Origin of the sequence: Luteimonas viscosa (assembly GCF_008244685.1) — a bacterium.
Taxonomy (GTDB): Bacteria; Pseudomonadota; Gammaproteobacteria; order Xanthomonadales; family Xanthomonadaceae; genus Luteimonas; species Luteimonas viscosa.
In genome coordinates, this window is sequence record NZ_VTFT01000001.1 from 953,911 (window position 1) to 975,600 (window position 21,690).

General features: G+C 66.8%; 20 protein-coding genes. 1 reads left to right on the forward strand and 19 read right to left on the reverse strand.

The features are described from left to right. Nucleotides 1-20 precede the first annotated feature (20 nt). The 6 genes from FZO89_RS04355 to FZO89_RS04380 form a co-directional block, all read right to left on the reverse strand. Nucleotides 21-509: a hypothetical protein gene (locus FZO89_RS04355; RefSeq protein ID WP_149102105.1), complete on the reverse strand. Its 489-nt coding sequence runs from the start codon at nt 507-509 to the stop codon at nt 21-23. Nucleotides 510-1,163: 654 nt separating this feature from the next. Continuing rightward, entirely contained in the window at nt 1,164-1,865 is a 702-nt protein-coding gene (locus FZO89_RS04360) for a restriction system modified-DNA reader domain-containing protein (RefSeq protein WP_149102106.1), read from the reverse strand. Nucleotides 1,866-1,874: 9 nt separating this feature from the next. Beyond that, the gene (locus FZO89_RS04365; protein WP_222928088.1) at nt 1,875-2,768 is read right to left on the reverse strand and encodes a nuclease-related domain-containing protein; all 894 of its coding nucleotides are present in this window, start codon (nt 2,766-2,768) and stop codon (nt 1,875-1,877) included. Between the two features lie 28 nt (nt 2,769-2,796). After that, nucleotides 2,797-4,749, reverse strand: a complete 1,953-nt coding sequence (locus tag FZO89_RS04370) for a DNA methyltransferase (RefSeq protein WP_222928089.1) — start codon at nt 4,747-4,749, stop codon at nt 2,797-2,799. Continuing rightward, nucleotides 4,746-7,379 carry a DEAD/DEAH box helicase family protein gene (locus FZO89_RS04375; protein ID WP_149102107.1) on the reverse strand — a complete coding sequence of 878 codons (2,634 nt, stop codon included), beginning with the start codon at nt 7,377-7,379 and terminating at the stop codon, nt 4,746-4,748. Before FZO89_RS04375 ends, FZO89_RS04370 begins: the two co-directional genes overlap by 4 nt. A 162-nt stretch (nt 7,380-7,541) precedes the next feature. Beyond that, on the reverse strand, nt 7,542-8,417 hold the full coding sequence (locus FZO89_RS04380; protein WP_149102108.1) for an AraC family transcriptional regulator: 876 nt from the start codon (nt 8,415-8,417) through the stop codon (nt 7,542-7,544). Between the two features lie 86 nt (nt 8,418-8,503). Here FZO89_RS04380 and FZO89_RS04385 point away from each other — a divergent pair, with 86 nt between their 5' ends. Then, nucleotides 8,504-9,049 (forward strand): carboxymuconolactone decarboxylase family protein, encoded by a 546-nt coding sequence (locus FZO89_RS04385; RefSeq protein ID WP_149102109.1) that lies wholly within the window; start codon nt 8,504-8,506, stop codon nt 9,047-9,049. Between the two features lie 517 nt (nt 9,050-9,566). Here the strand turns inward: FZO89_RS04385 and FZO89_RS04390 are convergent. The 13 genes from FZO89_RS04390 to hfq all read right to left on the reverse strand — a co-directional run bounded on the left by FZO89_RS04390 (nt 9,567) and on the right by hfq (nt 21,377). Then, nucleotides 9,567-9,875, reverse strand: a complete 309-nt coding sequence (locus FZO89_RS04390; RefSeq protein WP_149102110.1) for a type II toxin-antitoxin system RelE/ParE family toxin — start codon at nt 9,873-9,875, stop codon at nt 9,567-9,569. Continuing rightward, the gene (locus tag FZO89_RS04395; RefSeq protein WP_149102111.1) at nt 9,872-10,111 is read right to left on the reverse strand and encodes a type II toxin-antitoxin system ParD family antitoxin; all 240 of its coding nucleotides are present in this window, start codon (nt 10,109-10,111) and stop codon (nt 9,872-9,874) included. Before FZO89_RS04395 ends, FZO89_RS04390 begins: the two co-directional genes overlap by 4 nt. A gap of 141 nt (nt 10,112-10,252) precedes the next feature. Next, on the reverse strand, nt 10,253-10,762 hold the full coding sequence (locus FZO89_RS04400; RefSeq protein ID WP_149102112.1) for a hypothetical protein: 510 nt from the start codon (nt 10,760-10,762) through the stop codon (nt 10,253-10,255). Between the two features lie 14 nt (nt 10,763-10,776). Then, nucleotides 10,777-12,441, reverse strand: a complete 1,665-nt coding sequence (locus FZO89_RS18450) for a hypothetical protein (RefSeq protein WP_187471040.1) — start codon at nt 12,439-12,441, stop codon at nt 10,777-10,779. A gap of 15 nt (nt 12,442-12,456) precedes the next feature. Then, the gene (locus FZO89_RS04410) at nt 12,457-13,110 is read right to left on the reverse strand and encodes a hypothetical protein (protein WP_149102113.1); all 654 of its coding nucleotides are present in this window, start codon (nt 13,108-13,110) and stop codon (nt 12,457-12,459) included. A 176-nt stretch (nt 13,111-13,286) separates the two neighbouring features. Beyond that, nucleotides 13,287-14,585: a type II toxin-antitoxin system HipA family toxin gene (locus FZO89_RS04415; RefSeq protein WP_149102114.1), complete on the reverse strand. Its 1,299-nt coding sequence runs from the start codon at nt 14,583-14,585 to the stop codon at nt 13,287-13,289. After that, nucleotides 14,582-14,908 (reverse strand): helix-turn-helix transcriptional regulator, encoded by a 327-nt coding sequence (locus tag FZO89_RS04420; protein ID WP_222928090.1) that lies wholly within the window; start codon nt 14,906-14,908, stop codon nt 14,582-14,584. Before FZO89_RS04420 ends, FZO89_RS04415 begins: the two co-directional genes overlap by 4 nt. 90 nt (nt 14,909-14,998) lie before the next feature. Then, complete coding sequence (locus FZO89_RS04425) at nt 14,999-16,291, reverse strand: adenylosuccinate synthase (RefSeq protein ID WP_149102116.1); 1,293 nt, start codon at nt 16,289-16,291, stop codon at nt 14,999-15,001. Between the two features lie 603 nt (nt 16,292-16,894). Next, nucleotides 16,895-17,080, reverse strand: coding sequence for a DUF2065 domain-containing protein (locus tag FZO89_RS04430; protein ID WP_149102117.1), 186 nt, complete (start codon nt 17,078-17,080; stop codon nt 16,895-16,897). A gap of 428 nt (nt 17,081-17,508) precedes the next feature. Continuing rightward, nucleotides 17,509-18,372 carry a protease modulator HflC gene (hflC, locus tag FZO89_RS04435; RefSeq protein ID WP_149102118.1) on the reverse strand — a complete coding sequence of 288 codons (864 nt, stop codon included), beginning with the start codon at nt 18,370-18,372 and terminating at the stop codon, nt 17,509-17,511. Continuing rightward, on the reverse strand, nt 18,369-19,514 hold the full coding sequence (gene hflK / locus FZO89_RS04440) for an FtsH protease activity modulator HflK (RefSeq protein ID WP_149102119.1): 1,146 nt from the start codon (nt 19,512-19,514) through the stop codon (nt 18,369-18,371). The genes hflC and hflK overlap by 4 nt, the downstream gene beginning before the upstream one ends. Before the next feature lie 139 nt (nt 19,515-19,653). Further along, the gene (hflX, locus tag FZO89_RS04445) at nt 19,654-20,997 is read right to left on the reverse strand and encodes a ribosome rescue GTPase HflX (protein ID WP_149104034.1); all 1,344 of its coding nucleotides are present in this window, start codon (nt 20,995-20,997) and stop codon (nt 19,654-19,656) included. A 104-nt stretch (nt 20,998-21,101) separates the two neighbouring features. Beyond that, nucleotides 21,102-21,377, reverse strand: a complete 276-nt coding sequence (gene hfq / locus FZO89_RS04450; protein WP_149102120.1) for an RNA chaperone Hfq — start codon at nt 21,375-21,377, stop codon at nt 21,102-21,104. Between the last annotated feature and the right edge of the window lie 313 nt (nt 21,378-21,690).

The following is a 21,690-nucleotide window of genomic DNA, read 5'->3' on the forward strand; positions in this document are numbered from 1 at the left end:
GATCGCGGCCCCAGTCGCGATCACCCCGCAGGCACGGATTCCGGAGTCCCGTCCACCCCCGCCGAACGCGGCGACCGATTTAACCGCTGCGACAGCAACCGCCTCAGCGCCTCCATCCCCTCGCCCTTCCCCGACACCTTCAGCACCGCATACCCCTCCAGCGCCGCATTCATCAGGTCGCTGCCCAGCGCGATCTCCGCGCCCGACATGCGCTCGTGCATGCGCGTGAGCCGCTGCAGCCGCGGGCGCAGCGCGTCGAGCGCGGCCAGGTCGCGCTGGAAGCCTTCCAGGTCGAAGTTGCGCGGCAGCACGCCCGGGTTCTCGCCGAACGCCACCGTGGCCTGGCGCACGAAGGCCTCGGACTTGGCGCCCATCTTGGTCAGCTCGCGGATCTGGTCCGGGCCCAGCGCGGCCATCCCGGCCAGCTCGGCCTCCACCGCCGCCAGCGCGGCATCCAGGCGTCCCAGCCGCTCGGCATCCAGGCTCAGGTCGATCAGGTTCTGCGACATCACGTGTCTCCTTGGTCCATGTGAAGGGAATACCGGCGCGGTCCGGCCGGCGTGGGCATTCGACGCGGGTGGGCGGACGGTGCGCTGTCGGTGTGTGGCGGGAAGAGGTGTAGGAAAACTGCCTTTCGGACGATGGGAATGGGCCGACCCCGGGCCGAGGAGGGGCGAGCGCACGCGGTCATGGGCAGGAAGCAAATGGTTTTCGGCCGGGCGCAAGTGGCTTCGGGCCGGCCGCGAGCCGGAATCATCCGGCCGCAGGTGCATTCGGGTTGCGCGCGAGCGGCTGCGGGTGGGACATCGCCGGTTGAGTCTCGCGCGCTACAGTATTCGGTTGCGCGCGACCGAAGTTGACTTGCGCGAAAGCGGATTCCGGTCGCGCCCGGAGTTCGACAGCTCCAATCTCAAGCAGAATTTGCTTGCGTGCAAGCGGCGCCGGCTCGTGCGTGAGCGGATTTCGGTTGCGCGCGAGTGAAATCTGGCGGTTGCTGTCGAAATCTCGCTTGCGAATGCCTGAGCGGCGCTTCTGGCTTGTAGGCAACGCTGCTTCTAGCCTAGGAAAGCTGCTCCGCGTCAGCCTTAGATGCGAGACCGTCCCATATTTGATGTCCCACTGAACCAACTGCCGCATCTAACGACCAGCACGCTCCGGTGCCGCTACTTCCGCAGTTCCGAAAGCCGTACCCAACCCTTACCGGTCTTTCGATACTTCCAGAATGCCCACCCGTTGATGTGACCTGCGCCTACGACAGCTCGACCTGCCGCCGAGGGAGACTCATAGAGGTCGCCTGAATAAGAAATGTAGCCGTCCTTGCGTAGGGCGGCCGTGTAGATTTTCCCCTTGTACTCGGCACGTAGCGGAATTCGCTTCTCAAGACGACCAGCGAGCACCAACGTCCCCTTCGCCGAGGCTGTAGCCTTGCGCACCTGCCTGCGGGCCAGTCCGCCACCAAACAGCGACGCATACTTCGCGGAATCATGTTGGCGAATCAGACGCGTCAAGGAACGCCTCTGATCAACCGCCCCCGGCAGGCCGCCCTTGACAAGATTTCCCTTCGGGAGAGCGATCCGCAATAACAACGATTCGAGCGGCTTAATGTGCTCGTCGGCGGACGCAAGGTACACGCTGAACTTGTCCCATCGCTTAGCGTGTCTATCTTTTTGATGCTGTTTCACCCTCGTCATCAGATTGGAGGCCAGCCCAACGTAGTAGAGGCGCTCTCCTTTGTATAAAGCGTATACACCGGCGTGGCCACGGATCATCGTGGCGATAACCTGCGGATACTCTTCCAACAACCTGCCTGACACCCGCTCGAGATACTGGGTGAATAACCCGCTCTTCATCGCCTTGGCCATCATGCCCCCTGCTTATCCCTCAATCTTTGGGAACCGCAGTGCCAGAGCCTGCGCGATGGCGCTGCGCTGCGCGGCGTCGATGCGGACGATGTTCTTGGCCATGAAGCTCGCACCGTTGCCCATCGGTGAGAATACCTTGACCTTTGCGGAACGCCACGTTTCTTCGGCTTGGTCGATCAACCAGCCTGGCAGCGCGAGCGCGGGAATGACAGGAACGTCGAAGCCCGCGTCGCGCAATGCGCGATCGAGCCAGCCTGCGTAGCGTTCGGCTTGGGCAGGCGCGCCCGCTTCCACGAAGTCGGGGAAGCGCAAAGCACGGCCGTCGAAGCTCACACGGTAGTTCTCACCCTCGACCGCTTGCTGCGGTTTGCGAAACGATTTTGTTTCCACGGCGTAGACGCCGCGCGGTGCCACGACGACATGATCGATGTTGAATCCATCGGCGGGAAGATCATGAAGCACTAAGCAGCCGTGGACCATGAGTCGGTTGAGCTGCAAGCCGGTCACTTGCTCTGCTGTCCAACCGTCGCGAACCCGCTCACGTGCGCGATAGTGCCGGATATAGGTCGTCAATCCCCACCCGAACAATACCAACGCACCTACCAAGAACATTGCCTCGACCCAGCTGACTTGAACCTCCTGCCAGCGAACACGGAACGTCAGCCAGATCATGAACATGAGTGGTAGTGACGTGACCATCATGCTGATGGACGTCAGCACTTCTGTGTCGTGATGTGAGATGCGCGCCACCAACTGCTGCCCAGGGAGATGCCCAACGCGCCGGTCTTGCAAAGGTGCGCGTCTCCGGCTCCGCCGGTGCAGAACTTTGAACGTCACCACGGTGATCAGCATCAGCAAGAACGAAAGCGCGAGAACTAAGTGCCCTGCCCACATACCCCAGCTCATCTGCCAGCCCCCTTCCCACTTTGGAACCTCATGCTCGGCAAGTCACCATCACTTCCTCACCCAGCATGTCGGTGATCTTTACCGTCACGGCGGTCTCGTCATCGGGCGCGTCCAGCGTGTACTCGCCGGCCACGAAATCGGCCTTGCGGGCAGGCACGTCAGCGTGGACCACGTTGAACACCGCACCATCGTAGGCCGTGTCGATCATCACGCTATCCACCATGGCACGCCAGTCGGCGACTTTGGCCTGGACCACGCCGGACTGCTGGGCCAAGCGCTGCAGGATGCCGGGGGAAACGAAATCCTTGATCTCCACGTGTAGCTTGCCGTCCTTCCGCTTCACCGCCACGCGGGCTGCTGCGTGTTCGTGCTGGATGAAACCGCCATACCTGGGGTCGTTGCGCAGTTCGATGACCTCGATGTGGTGGGGGTCGGTCTTCTTCTTTCGCAAGCGGTTCCACTCGGCCAGCCAAGTGTCGCTGGCCAACTCCTTGCCCAGGCAAACCACGGTGATCGCGCGATCCTCTTCTGGGCGGGCGTCCAGCTCGTTCTTGACCGCCTCCAGGTCCATCGGCGAGAGCGGATGGCCGAACGGAATGATCTTGACCAGCCGCTTGCCGAGCAGGCCATCGAAGTACGCATCGTTGCGCAGCCGTTCCACACCCAGGTACTCGCACGCCAAATTGACCGCTTCGTTGTGCTGGATAGCCAAGTCGTAGTCGTTAACGCGCCAGTGGGTGAAGCCAATTTGTGCCGGCGAAGGTGCATCGCCGTCTCCCAGCAGCTTGCCCTGCGCCGGCTTACCTTTTTCACCGGCCTGGTCTGCCATGACAAGCTGCAGCCGCTTGGCCGTGGTCTGGATGGCGCCCTTGTTGATGTCGCAGCCGATCCAGCGGCGACCCAGCTTCTGCGCAACGGCAGCCGTGGTGCCGGAGCCGATGAAGCTGTCAAGAATCAAATCTCCGGGATCGGACGATGCACGAACGATGCGCGACAGAAGGTTCTCGTTCTTCTGCGTTGGATACCCGACCTTCTCAGAATTGAAACTCATGATCTGGATGGAATCCAAACTGTCGATCTCATAACAGTTCCACGTATCCTCGATCGGATAGCCAGCCCCGTCAGGAGCGGCGCCATCACGTCGCACGTACCCTTCCGGATAAGGAATGTACTCCTTGTTGAACGTAAAACGATCCTTGTTTTTCGAGTAGAAGAGGATCGTGTCGTGGTTTCGTATCCAGTTTTTGGCCGCCGACTTGTAGCCCGAAATCCAGCCTATGCGCCAGATGATCTCACGCTGGAAATTGCTTGCTCCGAACACCTCGTCGCAAACGACCTTGATCGCATGGACGTTCGCGCTGTCCATGTGCACGTAGATGCTTCCGTCCTCAGCAAGAAGCTCCTTCAGCAACAACAGCCGCTCGTACATGAACTGCAGGTAGTTATCGTTGGCCCAGATATCGGTGTACTGGATCTGCTCGCCCAGCGTATAGCCTTCGCCTTCGAGCTTCACCTTGCCCTTAGGGCCGCGCAATTCCACTGTGCGCACGTAGTCGGCGCCGGAGTCGAACGGCGGATCGATGTAGATGAGCTTGATCTGCCCACGGAAGCCGTTGGCCAGCAGGTGTGCCAGTACCTCCTTGTTGTCCCCGTGGTACAGCAGGCCGCCACGGCGCAGGTCGTCGGGCCAGCGCTCCCACAGCCCACTGCTCGGTGTTTCCTCCCCATAGGTTTCGACCAGTTGTGCCGGGAACGCCTGCACGCTGGCCGGGGCGCGCTTGCCCACCCAGCCCAGCATTGGGCGACCACCGGCCTTGCCGATGGCTACGGCCTGTTGCGCGCCGCGCACGCGGGCTAGCACGTCGGCACCAGCGGCAGGCGCGGGTTTGGCCGCCGTCTTACGGACTGTCTTCTTTGCCGCCTTCTTCGCAACCGGCTTGCCCGTTGCTTTCGTTGTCTTCGCGGCCTTGCGCACGCTCATCGCTTGCCCCCCAGGAATGTACGCACCCGGGCGAAGTCGTTGTTCGCCACGGCGTCGGTGTCGGTAAACAGCATTTCGTAGTCGATGCGATCAGGATTAAGCCTGGCCCATTCACGTACAGCCATCGCCTTGCGCCCGTCTTCGCCGTCGGTCTCGTCCCTGCGCAGGCGTTCCTGCTTGATCTCCACGATGAGCAGCTTGCCGCTGCCGGGCTTGCCGCCGGTGGCTGGCTTGCGCCGGATCAGGAAGTCCGGCGAGTACGGATGCCAGCGGCCGTCCACACCCTTGTACTCGACCACGAAATCGGTCTTGTCGCGGCCCAGCCCCCCGGTGAAGTACACGTCCTCGATGTCCCCCGCATCGATCCGCAGGGCATCCAGCACCTTGGCGAGGAAGTCCTTCTCCGGCAGCGAGTCGAAGTTGTACGGGCTGTAGTGGAAGCCGAAACTGCCCCCGTAATCGGCGCGGGCATCGTCCACGCACCACAAGCGGTTGGCCCTGTCCTTGCGGTAGGTGATTTCCGCGGTGCGGACGGGCTGGCCACTGTGGTCCTGCTCTTCGTTGAAGCGTTCAGGCCGCACCAGCGCAAGCGCCACTTCCATTTCCTCGGTTTCGGTCTCGTAGTGGCGCACCTGGTCCTCAAGCTGACCCGCCAGCGAATCTAGGTGGCGCAGCGGCACATCTCCGTCGCCGTAGGCAACGCGCAGTGCATCCAGCACCGCAAACAGCGGAAGCCGGTAGCGGGCGGCCAGGTCCGCGGCCGCTGTGCGGGCGTCGGTCGCTTCGATGGCGGCCTCGACTGGCAGCGCGTCACCCAGCTCGCGCATGACGCGCAGACTGCTGACCTGGGCGGCCAACTCGTAACGCTGTACGGTCAGCGCGGGATCGTCGTCCCGTGGACGCTGCAGTTCAAGCGTCTCTGGAATCCTTGTTTCCATCCGGCGCACGCGAACGATCTGCCGCTTGAGCACCAGCGGCGGGATGTCCTCCTTGAGCAGCACGATCTTCGCGTGACGCAGATTCTCACGCCCCTGCTTGAGATCGGAGAGGGATTCGCCGTAGGTCTCCTGCAACTGGCGATCGAGCACCGCATAGTTGTCTTGCGACAGGTAAATCTTGGCCTTATGCGGGTTGCCGGGCACCTGGCGCAGACAGCGCGTGGCCGCCTGCAGCACGAAGTTGTTGGAGGACTGCAGGTTGCGGGCGAGCGCACAGGCGAACAGGCTGGGGCAGTTCCAGCCTTCGGTGCCACGGTTCACCAGCAGGATGACGCGGTGCGGCGCGGTCGGGTCGTTGAGCCGGTTGAAGGCATCCACGTCGGCCTGCGGGCTGTGCGAGTGGTTGGCCAGACACTCCGTAGGCATATGTCCATTAGCCGCCAGCGCCGCCTCCACGACCGGGCGCATGGCCTCCAGGTCGTCGGTTTGCGGGAAATACAATGCCAGCTTGGCCTTGGCGCCGTTCGGCAGCGACACGCTGCCGTAGTGCTTGAGGAAATCACCGACGACTTCGGAGATATAAGGCTTGATGTCATCGCCGAAATCGTAGGCCTCGATGTTGCCGGACACGGGCTTCAGATAGCCATCCTCGATGCCCTGTGACAAGCCATACCAGTACACGACGTCCAGAAGTGGCTGCTTGTTGTAGTACGGGGTGCCGGTGGTGTTGACCACGCAGACGACATTCGTCTCGCTGGCCAGGTAGTCCACGGTCTTGCGCACCTTCTTCAACTCAGCATCCATCGACTGGCCATAGGTGTGGTGCGCCTCGTCGGAGAACACGCCCAGATGTGGCAGCTGTGCCAGCCGCTGAAGGCGACGGTTGGCCACGTCCTGCTTGAGCTGATCGGCATCGCCGGCGCCGGCAAACAGGCTGCCCAGGTCGCCCTTTCGGATGGACGCTTTCTGGATGCGGATCTTCTCGGTGTTGGTGACAACGATGTTGTAGTGGGAGCCCGGGATCACGTCGATGTCCGGGCTTCCGTCGCGGGTGAAGTTCAGTTTGACGCTGGCGGCGAACGGCTTGTGCATCCGCGGTGGCAGGATGCCGTCAAAGGGCATCGTCGCCAGCTCCCGCAGAGACTCGATGATGGTCTTGCCGGGCGCGAACACCAGCGCGTTGTGCACGAAGTCCTCGTCAGGGTATTCCTGCGCCATCGCGAACTCGGTGGCGATGATCGCGCCGATTAGCATGGTCTTGCCGGCGCCCATTGCCAGCGCAAGGATGTAGCTTGGGTAGTCCAGGTTCAGGGTTTCTCGGAGGGACTCAAGTTTGTGCTGCTTGACGAACGCGTCGTCTGTGCGGATGTGCTCGATCAACGCATCGAACCCATGCTCCTCGACATACTCGCGCAGCGCATCACTGGTCAGGCCGAGCGCCTTACGCAGCTCGACGCGACGTTGAACCAGGCTCTGGTAGAGATCGAACACACTTGGCGTGCTGCGAACCAGCCGCAGGTACCAGTAGGTTTCAAGCGCTCGCACTTGGGGAAGGCGCAGGAATGGCGGACGGCTTACATCCCTACCAGCCGCCCAATCGAGCACTTCAGCAATGGCTGGATAGTCGTCGTGTGCGTAGCCAGCAGCCCTCCAGGCGGACAATTTTTCCCCGATTACGCTGCTCAGCTGCATTGATCAATCCGGTGGCGATATGCTGCTTCATCATATTGGAAGGCGGACATTCGCGGATAGTTGTCTCGCTAGCGCTCTCAACAAGTCGAGTTGTCAGTGCGAAGCGTTCCGCGCCCAAGAGCAGCGGGACCACTGTGCCTAGACGATGCGCACGCTGACGGCTTAGACGTGCTTGCGCGGCGAAACCCCATACCGCCTCCGAAACCCCTTCGACAACGCCCCCGCCCCCGAGAACCCCAACTCGTGCGCCACCTGCTTCACCGCCCTGCCCTCGCGCAGGCGGGTGGCGGCCAGGCCCAGGCGCCAGTCGAGCACGTAGGCGGCGGGCGTGGTGCCCACGGCGTGCTTGAACGCGGCGGCGAAGGCGCTGCGCGACATGCCGGCCTGCGCGGCCAGGCGTTCGAGCGGCCAGGGCTCGCCGGGGCGCGCGTGCAGGGCGCTGAGCGCCTTGGCCAGCTGCGGGTGCGACAGGCCGGCGAGCGTGCCGTGGTGCACGCCGGACTGGGCAGGATGGTCCAGCGCCCAGCGCAGCACCTGCACCAGCAGCACCTCGAACAGGCGGCCGGCGAGCAGGCGCGAGCCGCAGCGCACGCGGTCGGCTTCGGCGAACAGCAGGTCGAGCGTGGGGCCCAGGCCCTCCACCGCCGCCAGCGGCACGGCCAGCAGTGCGGGCAGCGACTGCACGATGGGGTTGCGCTCGCCGCCGTCGAAATCGAGCGTGGCGCAGGTGAAGTCCGGGCCGTCCACCGGGGCGTTGCGGAACACGTGGTGCACCGGGCGCGCGAACAGCAGCAGGGTGGGCTCGGCGAGCGCGGTGCGCACCAGGCCGTGGTCGCTCCGGTGCTCGACCTCCATCGTGCCGCGGCGCAGCACGTGCAGGAAGGCGCGCCCGGGCACGGCGTCGAACACGTGCAGGCCGCACAGCGGGCCGGTGTAGAACAGCTGGGCGCGGACGTGGAAGCGGTCGAGGATGGGGGCGAGGCGGTCGACCGGGGCGGGCTCAGGGGCGCCTGTCTTGGACGAATCGGCAGGTTTCATGGACGGATCGGCGCCTTGCGTCCAGAACGGGCGCCTAGTCTAGCCGCAGCCGCCACTCCGGCGGCATCGAGGCCAAGGAGCCCGCCATGTCCCGCATTCCCCTGATCGACCCGGCCACCACAACCCCCGACCGCCAGGCCCTGCTGTCCGAGATCCACGCCGCCTTCGGCGCCACGCCCAACATGTTCCGCACGGTGGCTAATTCGCCCGCCGCGCTGCGCGCGATGTGGGGCGCGTTCGGCGCGCTGGGCGGCGGCGTGCTGCCCGCGCGGCTGGGCGAGCAGGTGGCGGTGGCCATCGCCGACCGCAACGCCTGCGAGTACTGCCTGGCCGCGCACACCGCCCTGGGCCGCAAGGCCGGCGCCAGCGCGCAGGAGATGAGCGAGGCGCAGGACGGCCGTTCGAGTGATCCGAAGACGGCGGCGGCGCTGCGCTTCGCGCTGGCGGTGGTGGAGCGGCGCGGGCAGGTGGAGGCGGACGAGGTGGAGGCGCTGCGGGTGGCGGGGTTCGACGACGGGGAGATCGTCGAGCTGCTGGCGCATGTGGCGTTGAACCTGTTCACCAATTACGTGAACGTGGCGCTGGGGGTGCCGGTGGATTTTCCGGGGGTGCGGTTGCGGAAGGCTGCCTGAGCCTTGCGACTGCCGGATGCCTGGCTTTCCTTCCTCCGCTCAGCGGGGGAAGGTGCCGGAGGCGGATGAGGGCGCGCCGAAGGCGCGAAGACGACTTCAGTGCTGCGCGCAGCTAATCGGCAGCGGCGCCCGATGCCGTAGATTTTCCGGGGGCGAGTGAGCATCCGCGCCTTCGGTGTGCCCTCATCCGCCCTGTCGGGCACCTTCTCCCGTGAAACGGGAGAAGGGAAAGCACAGCGTTCCGCGCCTTCGGTGTGCCCTCATCCGCCCTGTCGGGCACCTTCTCCCGTGAAACGGGAGAAGGGAAAGCACAACGTTCCGCGCCTTCGGGGCGGGCCCTCATCCGCGCTTCGGACCTTCCGCCGGTGAAGGGCGCAATGCCCCTTGCAACGGGCGGAAGCAACGGCGGAGGCCGCCTTTCGTCTTCGCGGCGGATCGCCTCAGGCGCGTTCGGCACTTTCCCCCTGCGCAGCGGGGGGAAGGCAGGGCTGCCCGCAGGATGGCTTCGCGCTCCGGGCTATCCCATCCATGCGGGAATATCGCGTTGCGCATGCAGGACCCGCCACACGTCCAGGTGGGCGTCGCGTTCGACGTAGAAGATCAGGTAAGGAAAGCCCTTCAGCGGCCAGTATCGGAGGCCGTCGATCTGCAGCGGCACCGAATAGCGCGGCGAACCTGCTGCGGGGTGCCTGCCCAGGTACGACAGGGCGGTCTCCACCGCATCCAGGAAACGCTCGCCTGTACGCAGATCGGCGTTGTCGACATAGCAGACGGCGGCATCGGCCACGTCGCGTCGCGCGGCTTGGCGCCATGCCAGCGGTTTCACTTCGCGGCGTGCTCGCGCAACCCGGCCCGCATCTTCTCGAAGGTCTGTGCGGTGGCCGGTTCGGCAGGGCCCGAGTTGAGGCCGTCGAGCAACATCCCCCGCAACGCTTGGACATCGCGCTGCTTGCGGATCAATTCGCGAAGGTACTCGCTGCTGGAGCCGTAGGCATGTGCGGCCACCTGCTCGTCCACGAACTGTTTGAGCTCGTCCGGCAGGGAAATGTTCATGGTGGCCATGGTGGGCTCCTATGGCAAAGATTGCCAAGAGTGTGCCTGCTGGCTGGATGGCCCGCAAGCGCCCCGTTCGGGACCGCCAGGCCCGCTGGTGGGAATGGACGGACCGGTGCCGACGCGCGGATCGGGGTGCCAATGCCCGCACTAGTCGGCGGTGCCGTCCACCAGCACGTACTCCCGACCGCGACTCCTCCAGACCGGGGCCTCCGGGTCGAGCTGGATGCAGGGGCGGCCGCCGCAGGAGGTGATCTCGACCTGTCGGGCGGCGCGCTGCACTTCGGCCGACACCTCGGCGGCATCGGCGCGGGCGCGGGCATCCTGCAGCCGTGTGTACTCGTGGCCGAGCAGCACCAGGAAGCCGAAGACCAGCAGCGCCAGGCCGACGCTGATGGCCGCCAGCCACTGCCATGCCCGGCGCACCGCCGGACGCAGGGCGAGTTCGGTGCGGGACTGGTGGTCTAGGAACAGGCGCGCCATCGCCTGCCGGAACTGCGCTTCTTCCGCGTTGCGGATGGCGGCCAGGTCGCCAGCGGCGGCCTGTGCGTGCTGCACGCGATCGGCCGCGTGTTGCGCCTGCGTGGCCTGATGGTCGGCGGCCCGCTCGAGCCGTTCCACCGCCAGCATCAGCCGGCGGATGACATCCGTGTCGTTCATGGCCCCTGCTCCGTCTAGCGTTCCATCGCGTGTTGCGGTGCCTGCGGGGCGGGTTGCGCGAACTCCGCCATGACGTGGCGCGCCTGCGTGGCGGGCGCGTCCGCTGACCATTCTTCTCGCGGCGGGCGCGGTGCCTGAAGCGCCTCGGCGTCCTGCGCGCGGCGGGCTGCATCGTCCAGACCACCCGGCCACAGATGCTGGCCTGCTTCGGAGCGCAGGAAGGCCCGCTGCACGCCACGCGCGGCGGCGTCATCGCGCGCCTGCAGCGCATCGATCCAGGCATCCACGACGGGATCGCCGCTGGCGCCGATGCGCGCGTGGTTGGCGACCGGGACGTGGCGGTGGTCGTGGCCCATGCTGGCGTCCTGGGTGTGGTGGAACCGGCCCGGCATGGCCGGCGTGTGGCTGGTGTCGAGGTACGGGCGCGGCGACCGGTTCGCGCCGAGGTCCAGCCCTTCGCGTTCGATCAGGTCTTCCTTCAGGCCGAGGCCGGCCATGTCGATCGCGATCTGCGGTCGCGCGCCGCGGATGCGCACGTTGGCGCGATCCTCGGCGGCAACGATCCGCTCCAGCGCCCAGGTACCGTAGTAATTCGTGTAGTCGGCAGTCGCGGTGGGCCGCCCTTCCCCGAGCGCCACCGGCCGCTGCCCGGGCTGGGCGTGCAGCGGCGAGGGGCGATCGAAGTAGTGCCGCCCCATGGCGGCGATGTTGGCGGGTGTCGCGCTCAGGCTGCCGTCGGGGTTGAAGGTGAGGCCGGGGTTGATGATCGCTTTCGAAGGATCGGACGGATTGCGTCGGATGAAATCCAGCACGCGATCATTACGGGTGTCGAGCATTAGCGCGAGCCCGTCGTCATGAGGACGTGCCTGCCTTTGCCTGTCCAGCAATGCATTCCAGCCCGCGATCTCCGCCTTGGCTTCGTCCACCCGGCCAGCTCCGATGTATGCGCGGAGCTCATCGGTGTAATCATGGATCGCGCTGCGCTCGATCGCCTGTCGACGCACCTGATCCAGGAATGTCAGCGTCGCCTGGCTTTTGGCCGCGTTGTTGAAACCATGCTGGATCTCATGGCCCAGCACGAAGGTGAGGTCGTGAGCGTTGTACGTGCCGCCGGGGTTACCGGGTGTGCGGCTCTGCAACGCCGCCGGCGGGAGATTGATGCCCTTGGGAGTGCCGTCGGCCGTGCTTCCGTCATAGGTGGCTCCGGCGGCCATGCCGTTTCCCAGCAGGCTGAAGTGCTGCACGTGCGATCGTGCAACGGCGGACTTGAGTTGCGCTGCGAGTGCAGGCGAACCGTTGAAGGTCGCCTGGAGGTTACCAACCATGTCTTGCGTCACGGCTTGCCGCTGCGCCGAAGCATCCTGCCAGGTCTTGTGCGCGAAATCGGCGATGAGTGCCTGGACACCGACCACTGCATCGAGATCACGATCGCGAAAGCTGGCGGCAGGCAGTTCGATCAAACCGGCGCGCTTGTCGTAACTGCCAATGAGCGTTCCATTGTTCGAGTCGACTGCGAAACTTCGAAGTCGTCCGGAAGCGGCCAGCCCATTGAGAAGGTCCAGACGATCCGGGTCGGCCATCACTGCCGCGCGCAAGTGACTGTCCTGAGCAGAGGTGAGGCCGCCCTGCGCACGTGATTGCCTGAAGACTGCTTCGAGATGCGGATTCGGCACGGCCATCCTTGGCCTCCTGTGTCAGCTCAGTGTTCCGATGGATTCCACGCAAAGGCGGCCGGAATTTCCGTTCTCGAGTCTTGGAATGATCGAGAGGGTGATATCGCCCTTGTAATAGCGCACCGAACGCAGCTCACCGATCTCACCGGGAACCGGGGCGTCGCGGTACCCCATCGACAGCAACGCATTGTGGTAGGCATCAAAGTCGAGGCTGCACGCCTCCGCCATGTCGGCCCAACGTTCCTCCTCATTGACGAAGGACAGGTCAATCCCCCGGGCGTTGGACGATGCTCCGGGAATGTAGCTGACGACATAGCGCCATCCACCGCCCAGATCATCGCTGGCGACGCCTCCCCGCGTCCCTTCGGACTTGGGGACGATGCGGACCCCCATCACCTCGTTGATGCGCTCCAAGGTCAGCTGTTCGCGCGACTCCAGGCTCCCGATGAGTTTCAGGAAGCGCTGTCCGATCTCTTCGGGGGAGAAGCTCAACTTGTCCGCAGGGCGTGATTCAGGCGCGTCCATGGCCTCGGCCTCCTGTGCCGTCGTGGAAGCGGGTGCGGGCGTGGAATGGGCGCAAGCAGCGGTGGCGAGGGTGAGCATCGCGGCCGCCAGCAAGGGCCGGAGACGGCGGATGCCGAAGCCATCGGGGCGGTTCCATCGCGTCATCGTCATGCGTTCCATCGCAAGGCCGGGCCCCAGCATACCCGTCAATGGGAGCGCGGCAAACCATGGGGCCGGGAGAGTGCGGCTGGGGGTGGTTCCGGGAAAGGGAGGTGCCTGCGCGACTGCGATTCCCCGCGCATTCGCCCACCCTCCTGCAACGATTTCCCGATCCGGTTTCCGACCGCTCAGAACCGCAGCCGGTGGACGGCACCGATCTGCGTGGCCTGGCGTTCGTCGACACCCGCCTCGCGGGCAAATCCCGGCCACTGGGCCACCGTTGCGAGCACTTCCTCCAGCAGCTTCCCGTCGCGCCCGCGCTTCAGGCCCGCGACCGCAGCACAGGCCTTGAAGTCCTCGCGCGTGAAACCGTTCCGCTTGCCGTTGAGGGTCATCTGGTGGGTCGCGGTCCAGGCGCCGTCGGGGTTGTAGCTGTAGCTGACATCGAACGCGGGGGCCAGCGACCAGCGGCCCGCCATGTCCATCAGGAAGGCGATGTTCTTGACGTGGTCGTCCTGGTTGCGTGCCACCACGTTGAACAGCATGCGGCGAAACTGCTGCTCGATCGCCGCCATCGGCAAGCCGAGCTGGCGGATCACCAGGAAGGCCTGTTCGTAGGAATAGGCCCCGGGCAGGTTGTAGTCGAAGTGCGCCAGCGCACCGAGCGACTGCATGTGCAGCTTCATGCCGTCGTCGAGGCGATCGAAGCGGCGGGTCATGAAGTGGCGGCGTCCGTTCTCTTCCAGCAGCCGGCACTCGCTCATGTCGATCCCGGCCGCCTTCGCCATCAGCGCGTAGGCGAATTCGATGGCGCCGTAACCGAGCGGATCCAGCAATTCCTTGTCCTTGTTGCCCGACACGCCGTCGAACTTCAACAGCCAGTGGCTGAACCCCGGATCGGCAGGCACCTGACCCGAGCGCACCTCGTTGGTCTCCGGATTCCAGGCGATCAGCGCCTTGGCGCGCGCGCCACCGGCCGAGGTGCCCACGCGCAGGATGTCCTGCAGGGCCTTCTGGCGGGACGGGCGTTCCAGGCTTGCCGTCAGGCCTTCGCGATGGGTGAGGATGTCGGAGGCCAGCGACACCAGAGCGGCCATGTCCAGCGCGCTGGCCTTGCGCGCGCGTGGCCCGTGCACGGGCCTGAATTCGAGTGCGCCCATGCCGCGCGCGCCGGTGTAGCAGAGGCGTTCGACGGCGTTGAAGTCCTGCGGCGAGCGACCCTGCGTCGCCAGCCACTGGTCGATGAGCGCGTTGCCGAAGCGATCGGGCAGCGAATCGGCCAGCAGGCCGGGCAGGCCGTGGAAGGTCCGCGGCGCCAGTTCCGGAAAGGTGTAGATGCGCGGCCGCAGCGGCATGTGCAGCGGCGACAGTTCGATGCCGCTGCCCAGGAAGGCGGGCACGTATTCGAACGCGGCCGCTGCAGCGCCTTCTTCCAGAGAGACGGCGCCGATGGTACGGCCCCAGAGCTGGACTTCGGCGACGGTCATGGTTCCCAGACCCAGCGCTTGGGCCTGCCATCGTCCGGCGCCCCGTCTTCCGGTGGACCGGACGCACGCTTCCGGGTCTGCCGCTGCTGCGTGAGCTGCGCCACGGGACTTGCCACCGGCTCGGGCAACAGCCGCTCCAGCCCCTCCTCCAGCCCCAGGACGCGGCACACCCGCAGGAAGCTGGTCAACTGGCTGGACGTGGCCCCGGCCTCCAGGCGTTCCACCGTCCGCTTCGAGACTCCGGCCTGCTCAGCCACCTCCGCCTGGGTCAGGTTCAAGGCGAGGCGCAGCTGCGCCAACCGGTCGCCCAGTTGCCGGAGCATGGCAGATTCCGACACATAGGTGCTCATAATTCGCCAAACATGGCGAATAAAAGCAGAAAAGTCAACTAATTCGCCATTTATGGCGAATTGTCAGGCGAACGGATCCTGCAACACGATCGTGTGATCCCGATCCGGGCCGGTGCTCACGATCGCCAGCGGGCAGCCGGCCAGTTCCTCCAGCGCGCGCAGGTAGGCGCGGGCCGCGGGGGGCAGCTTGTCCCAGTCGGTAATGCCGTGGGTGTTTTCTTCCCAGCCGGGGAATTCGAGGTACACGGGCGTGCACTCGTCCCAGCCCTGGGCGTCGAGCGGGGCGTACTCGGTGCGCTTGCCGCGGTACTCGTAGGCGATGCACATCTTCAGCGACTCCATGCCGTCGAGCACGTCGAGCTTGGTGATGCACAGGCCGCTGATGCCGTTGATGGCCACGGCGCGCTTGAGCGCGACGATGTCGATCCAGCCGCAACGGCGCGGGCGGCCGGTGGTGGCGCCGAATTCCTGGCCCTTGCGGCGGATCTCCTCGCCCACTTCGTCGTCGAGCTCAGTCGGGAACGGGCCGCCGCCCACGCGGGTGGCGTAGGCCTTGCAGATGCCGAGCACGTAGTCGATCGCGTCCGCGCCCACGCCGGTGCCGGCGAGCGCGCCGCCGACGGTGGTGTTGGAGCTGGTGACGTAAGGGTAGGTGCCGTGGTCGATGTCGAGCAGCGAGCCCTGCGCGCCTTCGAACAGCACCTTCTTGCCCTGCTTGCGCAGGTCGTGGAGGATGCCGGCCACGTCGGACTTCATCGGCTGCACGTAGTCGCCGAATTCCAGCGCCTCGTCGAGCATTTTCTGGAAGTCGACGGCTTCGGCGTTGAGGTATTTGGTCAACACGAAGTTGTGGTAGTCGAGCGCGGTGCGCAGCAGTTCGGCCAATTGATCCGGGTAATGCAGGTCGGCCACGCGCACGCCGCGGCGCGCCACCTTGTCCTCGTACGCCGGGCCGATGCCGCGGCCGGTGGTGCCGATGGCCTTGCCGCCGGCGGCCTTCTCGCGCGCCTGGTCCAGGGCGATGTGGTACGGCATGATCAGCGGCGTGGCCGGCGAGATCTTCAGCCGCGAACGCACCTCCACCCCGTTGGCCTCGAGCTCGTCGATCTCCTTGCGCAGCGCGGCGGGGCTGAGCACGACGCCATTGCCGATCAGGCACAGCGCGTCGGCGCGCAGGATGCCGGAGGGGATCAGGTGCAGCACGGTCTTCTTGCCGCCGATGACCAGGGTGTGGCCGGCGTTGTGGCCGCCCTGGAAGCGCACGACCGCGCCGATTTCCTCGGTGAGCAGGTCGACGATCTTGCCCTTGCCTTCGTCGCCCCACTGGGCACCGAGCACCACCACTGACTGACCCATTACCGCACTCCTGGATTTCGACATGGAAGCGCGGCGTCCGCCGCGCGGCACTTGGTGACCGGGGCCGGTCTTCGCGCCCGCTGGCGCATCAACGCGACCCCCGCACAAGGAAAAAGCCGGGGACCGTCTCTCGAGGAAATCGGCCCATCCGGCTTTTGCGCATTATCCGGGTTTTGGGGGGTGGGGGCCAGTTGGTGGCTTCTCTTGCTGTTCCTTCCCCCGCTCCGCGGGGCATTGCGCCCTTCTCGGGTGGAAGGTGCCGAAGGCGGATGGAGGTGCTGTCCGCCGCCACGTCACTGCCCCCACCCGGACCTTCGGGCGGCGGCGCGGCTGGAGGGCGCAGCCGCCATGTCAGCCGCTGGATGCTACGGGGCAACACTGTCATCCCGAGCGCAGCGAGGGATCTGCCGCAGCGAGGGATCTGCGTGATCGGGCAAATCGAGCCAGACCCCTCGCTGCGCTCGGGATGACAACATTTCTCTCCGATCACGAGGACGACGTTGCCCTGCGCCCGGGATGACAGCAGGGATCTGCACTCAGGATGACAGCACGTCGCCGTGCTCCCGGGCGACGGCAGGACCCTGCGATTCGCGATGCGACGCGTCAGCTGCGGACGAAGTACAAGGCGGCCAGGCCGAGGACGAGGACGGCGCCGCCGATGGCGCGCAACTGTCGGTCGGGGACGGCCAGCATCTGCTCGACGGCGCGTTTCCAGCCGCCGGGGGCGACGAACAGCATCAGGCCCTCGAGGACGGCGACGAGGCAGAGGGCGGCCCAGAGGTCTTGCATGGCGGGGTCCTGGTGGAGGCGTCGGGAATGTGGCGCGGAGTGCGATGGGACGATGGCCCTGCCCCCCCTTTTTCGCTCGCGAGGCTACGTGCCCGTCGGGTGGAAGGTAAGGGTCGAGATGTTGCCTTCGCGCCTGCGGCGCGCCCTCATCCGCCCTTCGGGCACCTTCTCCCGCAAGCGGGAGAAGGGACAAGTGCCCCCTCTTCCGCTTGCGGGAGCAGGGACAAGCGCTCCCTCTCCCGCTTGCGGGAGAGGGTTGGGGTGAGGGTGCGGGCAGCGATGCGACTGCCGCGCCTGCGGTGCGCCCTCATCCGCCCTTCGGGCCCCTTCTCCCGCACGCGGGAGAAGGGACAAGCGCGCCCTCTCCCGCTTGCGGGAGGGGGTTGGGGTGAGGAGGCGGCGAGGGCGCGGCGAGGGCGCGTGCCGGCTCAGCGGTCGCTGCGCATGTATTGCAGGAACGGGTCGTCGCGTTCGAGCACGATCACGCCGTTGCCGTCGGCGAACGAGGCGCGGTAGGCCTCGAGGCTGCGCTGGAAGGCGTAGAACGCGGGGTCGCGCTGCGCGGCTTCGCCGTAGATGCGGGTGGCTTCGGCATCGCCCTCGCCTCGCAGCTTCTGCGCGTCGCGCTCGGCCTCGGCCACCAGCACGGTGCGTTCGCGGTCGGCCTGGGCGCGGATGATGCGGGCCTGCTCCTCGCCCTCGGCGCGCAGGCGGCTGGCCACCTGGCGACGTTCGGCGCGCATGCGGTCGTAGACCTGGGCGATGACGTCGCTGTCGGTGGGCAGGTCGATCTGCTTGAGACGGATGTCGATCACGCGCATGCCCAGCGTACTGGCTGCCTCGTTGATGCCTTCCAGCTGCTTGGCGATGATCTCCGAACGGTCGCCGGACACCAGCTGCTGCAGGGTGCGACGGTTGATCTCGTTGCGCAGCGAGTCCTTGATGATCGGGGCCAGGCGTTCGCTGGCCAGGTCCATCTGCCCGCCGGTGGCGCGGTAGAAGTCGGCGACGTCGCTGATCAGGCCGATCGCGACGAAGTCCACGCTCACGTCCTTGCGCTCGGAGGTGAGGTAGCGCTCGGGCGAGAATTCGGCGGCGTAGAAACGGCGGTCGAACACGCGCGCCGATTCGATCAGCGGGATCTTGAAGTGCAGGCCGGGGCCGATGTCGGTGCGGGCGACGCGGCCGAGGTTGAGCACCAGCCCCGTCTGGCCCTCGCGCACGACGTAGACCGAGCCGAGCAGGCCCAGCAGCACGATCACCGCGATCGGGATGATCAGGTTGAGTCTCATCGGGTGCCTCCTTCGCCGCGCGCGGCCCGGGTCGGGCGCGGCAGGCTCTCGTCGGGCGTGGCGCCGACCGGGGGCGACACGATGTCGGCCGGCAGCACCGGCGGCGCCGAACTGTCGCTGCTGCCGCCGCCGGCAGGCTGGTTCATCGGCACGTAGATCAGCTGGCGGCCGTCTCCGCCGATCACCTTGCGGTTGTCGGCCAGCACCTGCTGCAGGGTCTCCAGCCACAGGCGCCTGCGGGTCACGTCCGGCGCGTTGCGATAGGCGTCGAGCAGCAGGGTGAAGCGTTCGGCGTCACCGGTGGCGCGGGCGACCGAGGCGGTCTTGTAACCCTCGGCGGTGGTGCGCAGGCGCTGGGCGTCGCCGCGCGCCTCGGGCACCACGCGGGCGGCGTAGGCGCGCGCCTCGTTGACCAGGCGCTCGTTGGTCTGCTGGGCGCTGTTGACCTCGTCGAAGGCGGGCTTGACCTGTTCCGGCGGGCGCGCGTCCTGCAGGTTGAGTTCGGTCACGACCAGGCCGGTGCGGTAGGCCTCGAGCGAGGCCTGCAGCGCGGTCGAGGCGGCCACCGACAGCGGGCCGCGCGCGTTGAGCGCGGTGTCGAGGTCGGCGCGGCCGATCTGCTCGCGCACCGAGCTCTGCGCGATCTGCTCGAGCACGCGCACCGCGTTCTGGGTGCCGAACAGGAACATTTCCGGATCGGCCACGCGGTACTGCACGTTGAACGAGACGGTGACGATGTTCTCGTCGCTGGTCAGCACCGGCAGGCTGTTGCTGAAGGTGCGCACGCTGGTGGCGTCGACCTTGGTGACGCGCTCGATCGGCCACGGCATCTTGAAGTTCGGACCCGGCTGCATGACCCGCGCCACCTCGCCGAAGCGCAGCACCACGCCGCGCTGCTGTTCGCCGATCAGCACGAAGCAGTTGAACACCAGCCACACCACCAGGGCGATGCCGATCCAGCGCAGCGGGTTGCCGCCGCCACCGCCGCCGCCGAACAGGTCGCGCAGGCGGTTGCCGATGTCGCCCAGTCCGTTGCCGCCACGGCGCCGCTTCGGCGGCCAGGGATTGCGGCCGTTGTTGCCCGGGCGCTCGCGCTCGGGTGGGCGGTCGTCGTTGTTCTTGCCGGGAATGTTCCAGGCCATGCCTGCTCCAGTCGGGTGGTCGCGCCGCCCCCGGGAGGGGATGGCGCTGCTTGCAGCGGCTCGCGGACGCGGGGGTCGCATGGCGCGGATGCCGGCATCCGGCGCGTCATGCCCACCCTGCGGCAGCGGGTCGATTAGTTTACAGGGTGGGGTCGGCGGCGAGTTCGGGCAAGAGCGGACGCAGGGCGGCGCCGTCGGGCTGCGCGGCCAGTCGCGCGGCATCGGCCTCGGACAGGTCGATGCTCAGGCGCCAGCCGCTCTCGTCCTGCGACTCGCCGCGCACCGCGTCGAGCTGGTGCAGGCGGGCGCGCAGGCGGCCGGCCGCGGACGGCAGGTCGATGTCGGCGACGATCCGCCGCTGCGCCAGCCGTGCCGAGAGCGCGTTGCGCAGCAGGTCCAGGCCGAGGCCGTCGCGGGCGGAGATCCACACCCTCTCGCGACCGGGGCCGGAGAGCGCGTCCGGCGCGTCCGGTCCGGTGCCGGCGTCGGCACGGTCGTGGCGCGCGACCGCGCCTTCGATGCGGTCGATCTTGTTGAACACCAGCAGCTGCGGGATGTCGCCGGCACCGATCTCGCCCAGCACCGCCTCCACCTGTCCCATGCGCTCCTCGCGCAGCGGGTCGGCGGCGTCGATCACGTGCAGCAGCAGGTCGGCCTCGCGCGCCTCGGTGAGGGTGGCGCGGAACGCGGCGACCAGTTCATGCGGCAGGTCGCGCACGAAACCGACCGTATCGGCCAGCACCACCGGTCCGCTGGGCAGCCCGATCCGGCGCACGGTGGGGTCGAGGGTGGCGAACAGCTTGTCGGCGGCGTAGGCGTCGGCGCCGCTCAGGGCGTTGAACAGGGTCGACTTGCCGGCGTTGGTGTAGCCGACCAGCGCGACCCGCGGCATCTCGCTGCGCACCCGCGCGCGCCGCATCTGGGTGCGCTGCACTTCCACCTTGTCCAGGCGCTTCTGCAGCTGGTCGACGCGCTTCTGCAGCAGCCGGCGGTCGGTCTCGAGCTGGGTCTCGCCGGGGCCGCGCAGGCCGATCGAACCGCCGCGCTGGCGCTCCAGGTGGGTCCAGCCCCGCACCAGGCGCGTGGCCATGTGCTTGAGCTGGGCCAGTTCGACCTGCAGCTTGCCCTCGGCGCTGCGGGCGCGCTGGGCGAAGATGTCGAGGATCAGGCCGGTACGGTCGACGACGCGCCGCTCCAGCAGCTTCTCGAGGTTGCGCTCCTGGCCGGGGCTCAGATGGTGGTTGACCAGCACCAGGTCGGCGCCGGACGCCTCGCAGGCGGCCTTGACCTCTTCGAGCTTGCCGCTGCCGATCAGGGTGGCGGGATTGGGCTTGTCGATCCGGGCGGTCAGCAGGGTGGCCACGCTGGCGCCGGCCGAACGCGCGAGTTCGGCGAACTCCTCCAGCTCGGCCTCGTCGGGTGCGCCTCCGGCATGGGGCTGGATCAGCAGGGCGTGCTCGCCCTTGCGGGAGCGTTCGAACAGTTGGGTCGGCATCGGGACTCGGCGGGTGGCTCAGCCACTGGACATGGAGGCCGCCGGGCCCGACTTCAACCACGGGCGCGCGATGCGCGCCCGCATCCGGCCGCTCAGGCGGTTTCGGCGGTCAGGTCCTCGGCGCCCTCGCCGGCCTGGACCACGCCCCCGCCCGGCCCCACGCGCACGTTGCGCGCCGGTACCACGGTGGAGATGGCGTGCTTGTAGACCATCTGGCTGACCGTGTTGCGCAGCAACACGACGAACTGGTCGAAGGACTCGATGACGCCCTGGAGCTTGATGCCGTTGACCAGGTAGATCGACACCGGCACGCGTTCGCGCCGCAGCGCATTCAGGAAAGGATCCTGCAAGGATTGCCCCTTGGACATTGCTGTTTCCCCAGCTTGGTTATTGTTGTGTCCGGCGGGGCACCCTTGGCAGGCCTCCCCGGCCGCATCGCCCGACCCGCGTTCTTCCCCGACGGCGGCGACATACGGATGGTACACAACCCGTACGCGCACGCGCGGCGCGGGGGTGATTCGAATCACGGATTGCGCCTGCCGGGCGTCGGCCGGGGCTGAAGGCGGGGCATTTCGGGGATCCGGGAGGCCCGACCGCCCTGTGGCTGCCGCCAGCGCAGGGACGCCGCCACGTGCGGCCCGGGGAATGCTGCGGGCGCGCAGCGCGGAACTGCGCGACCGG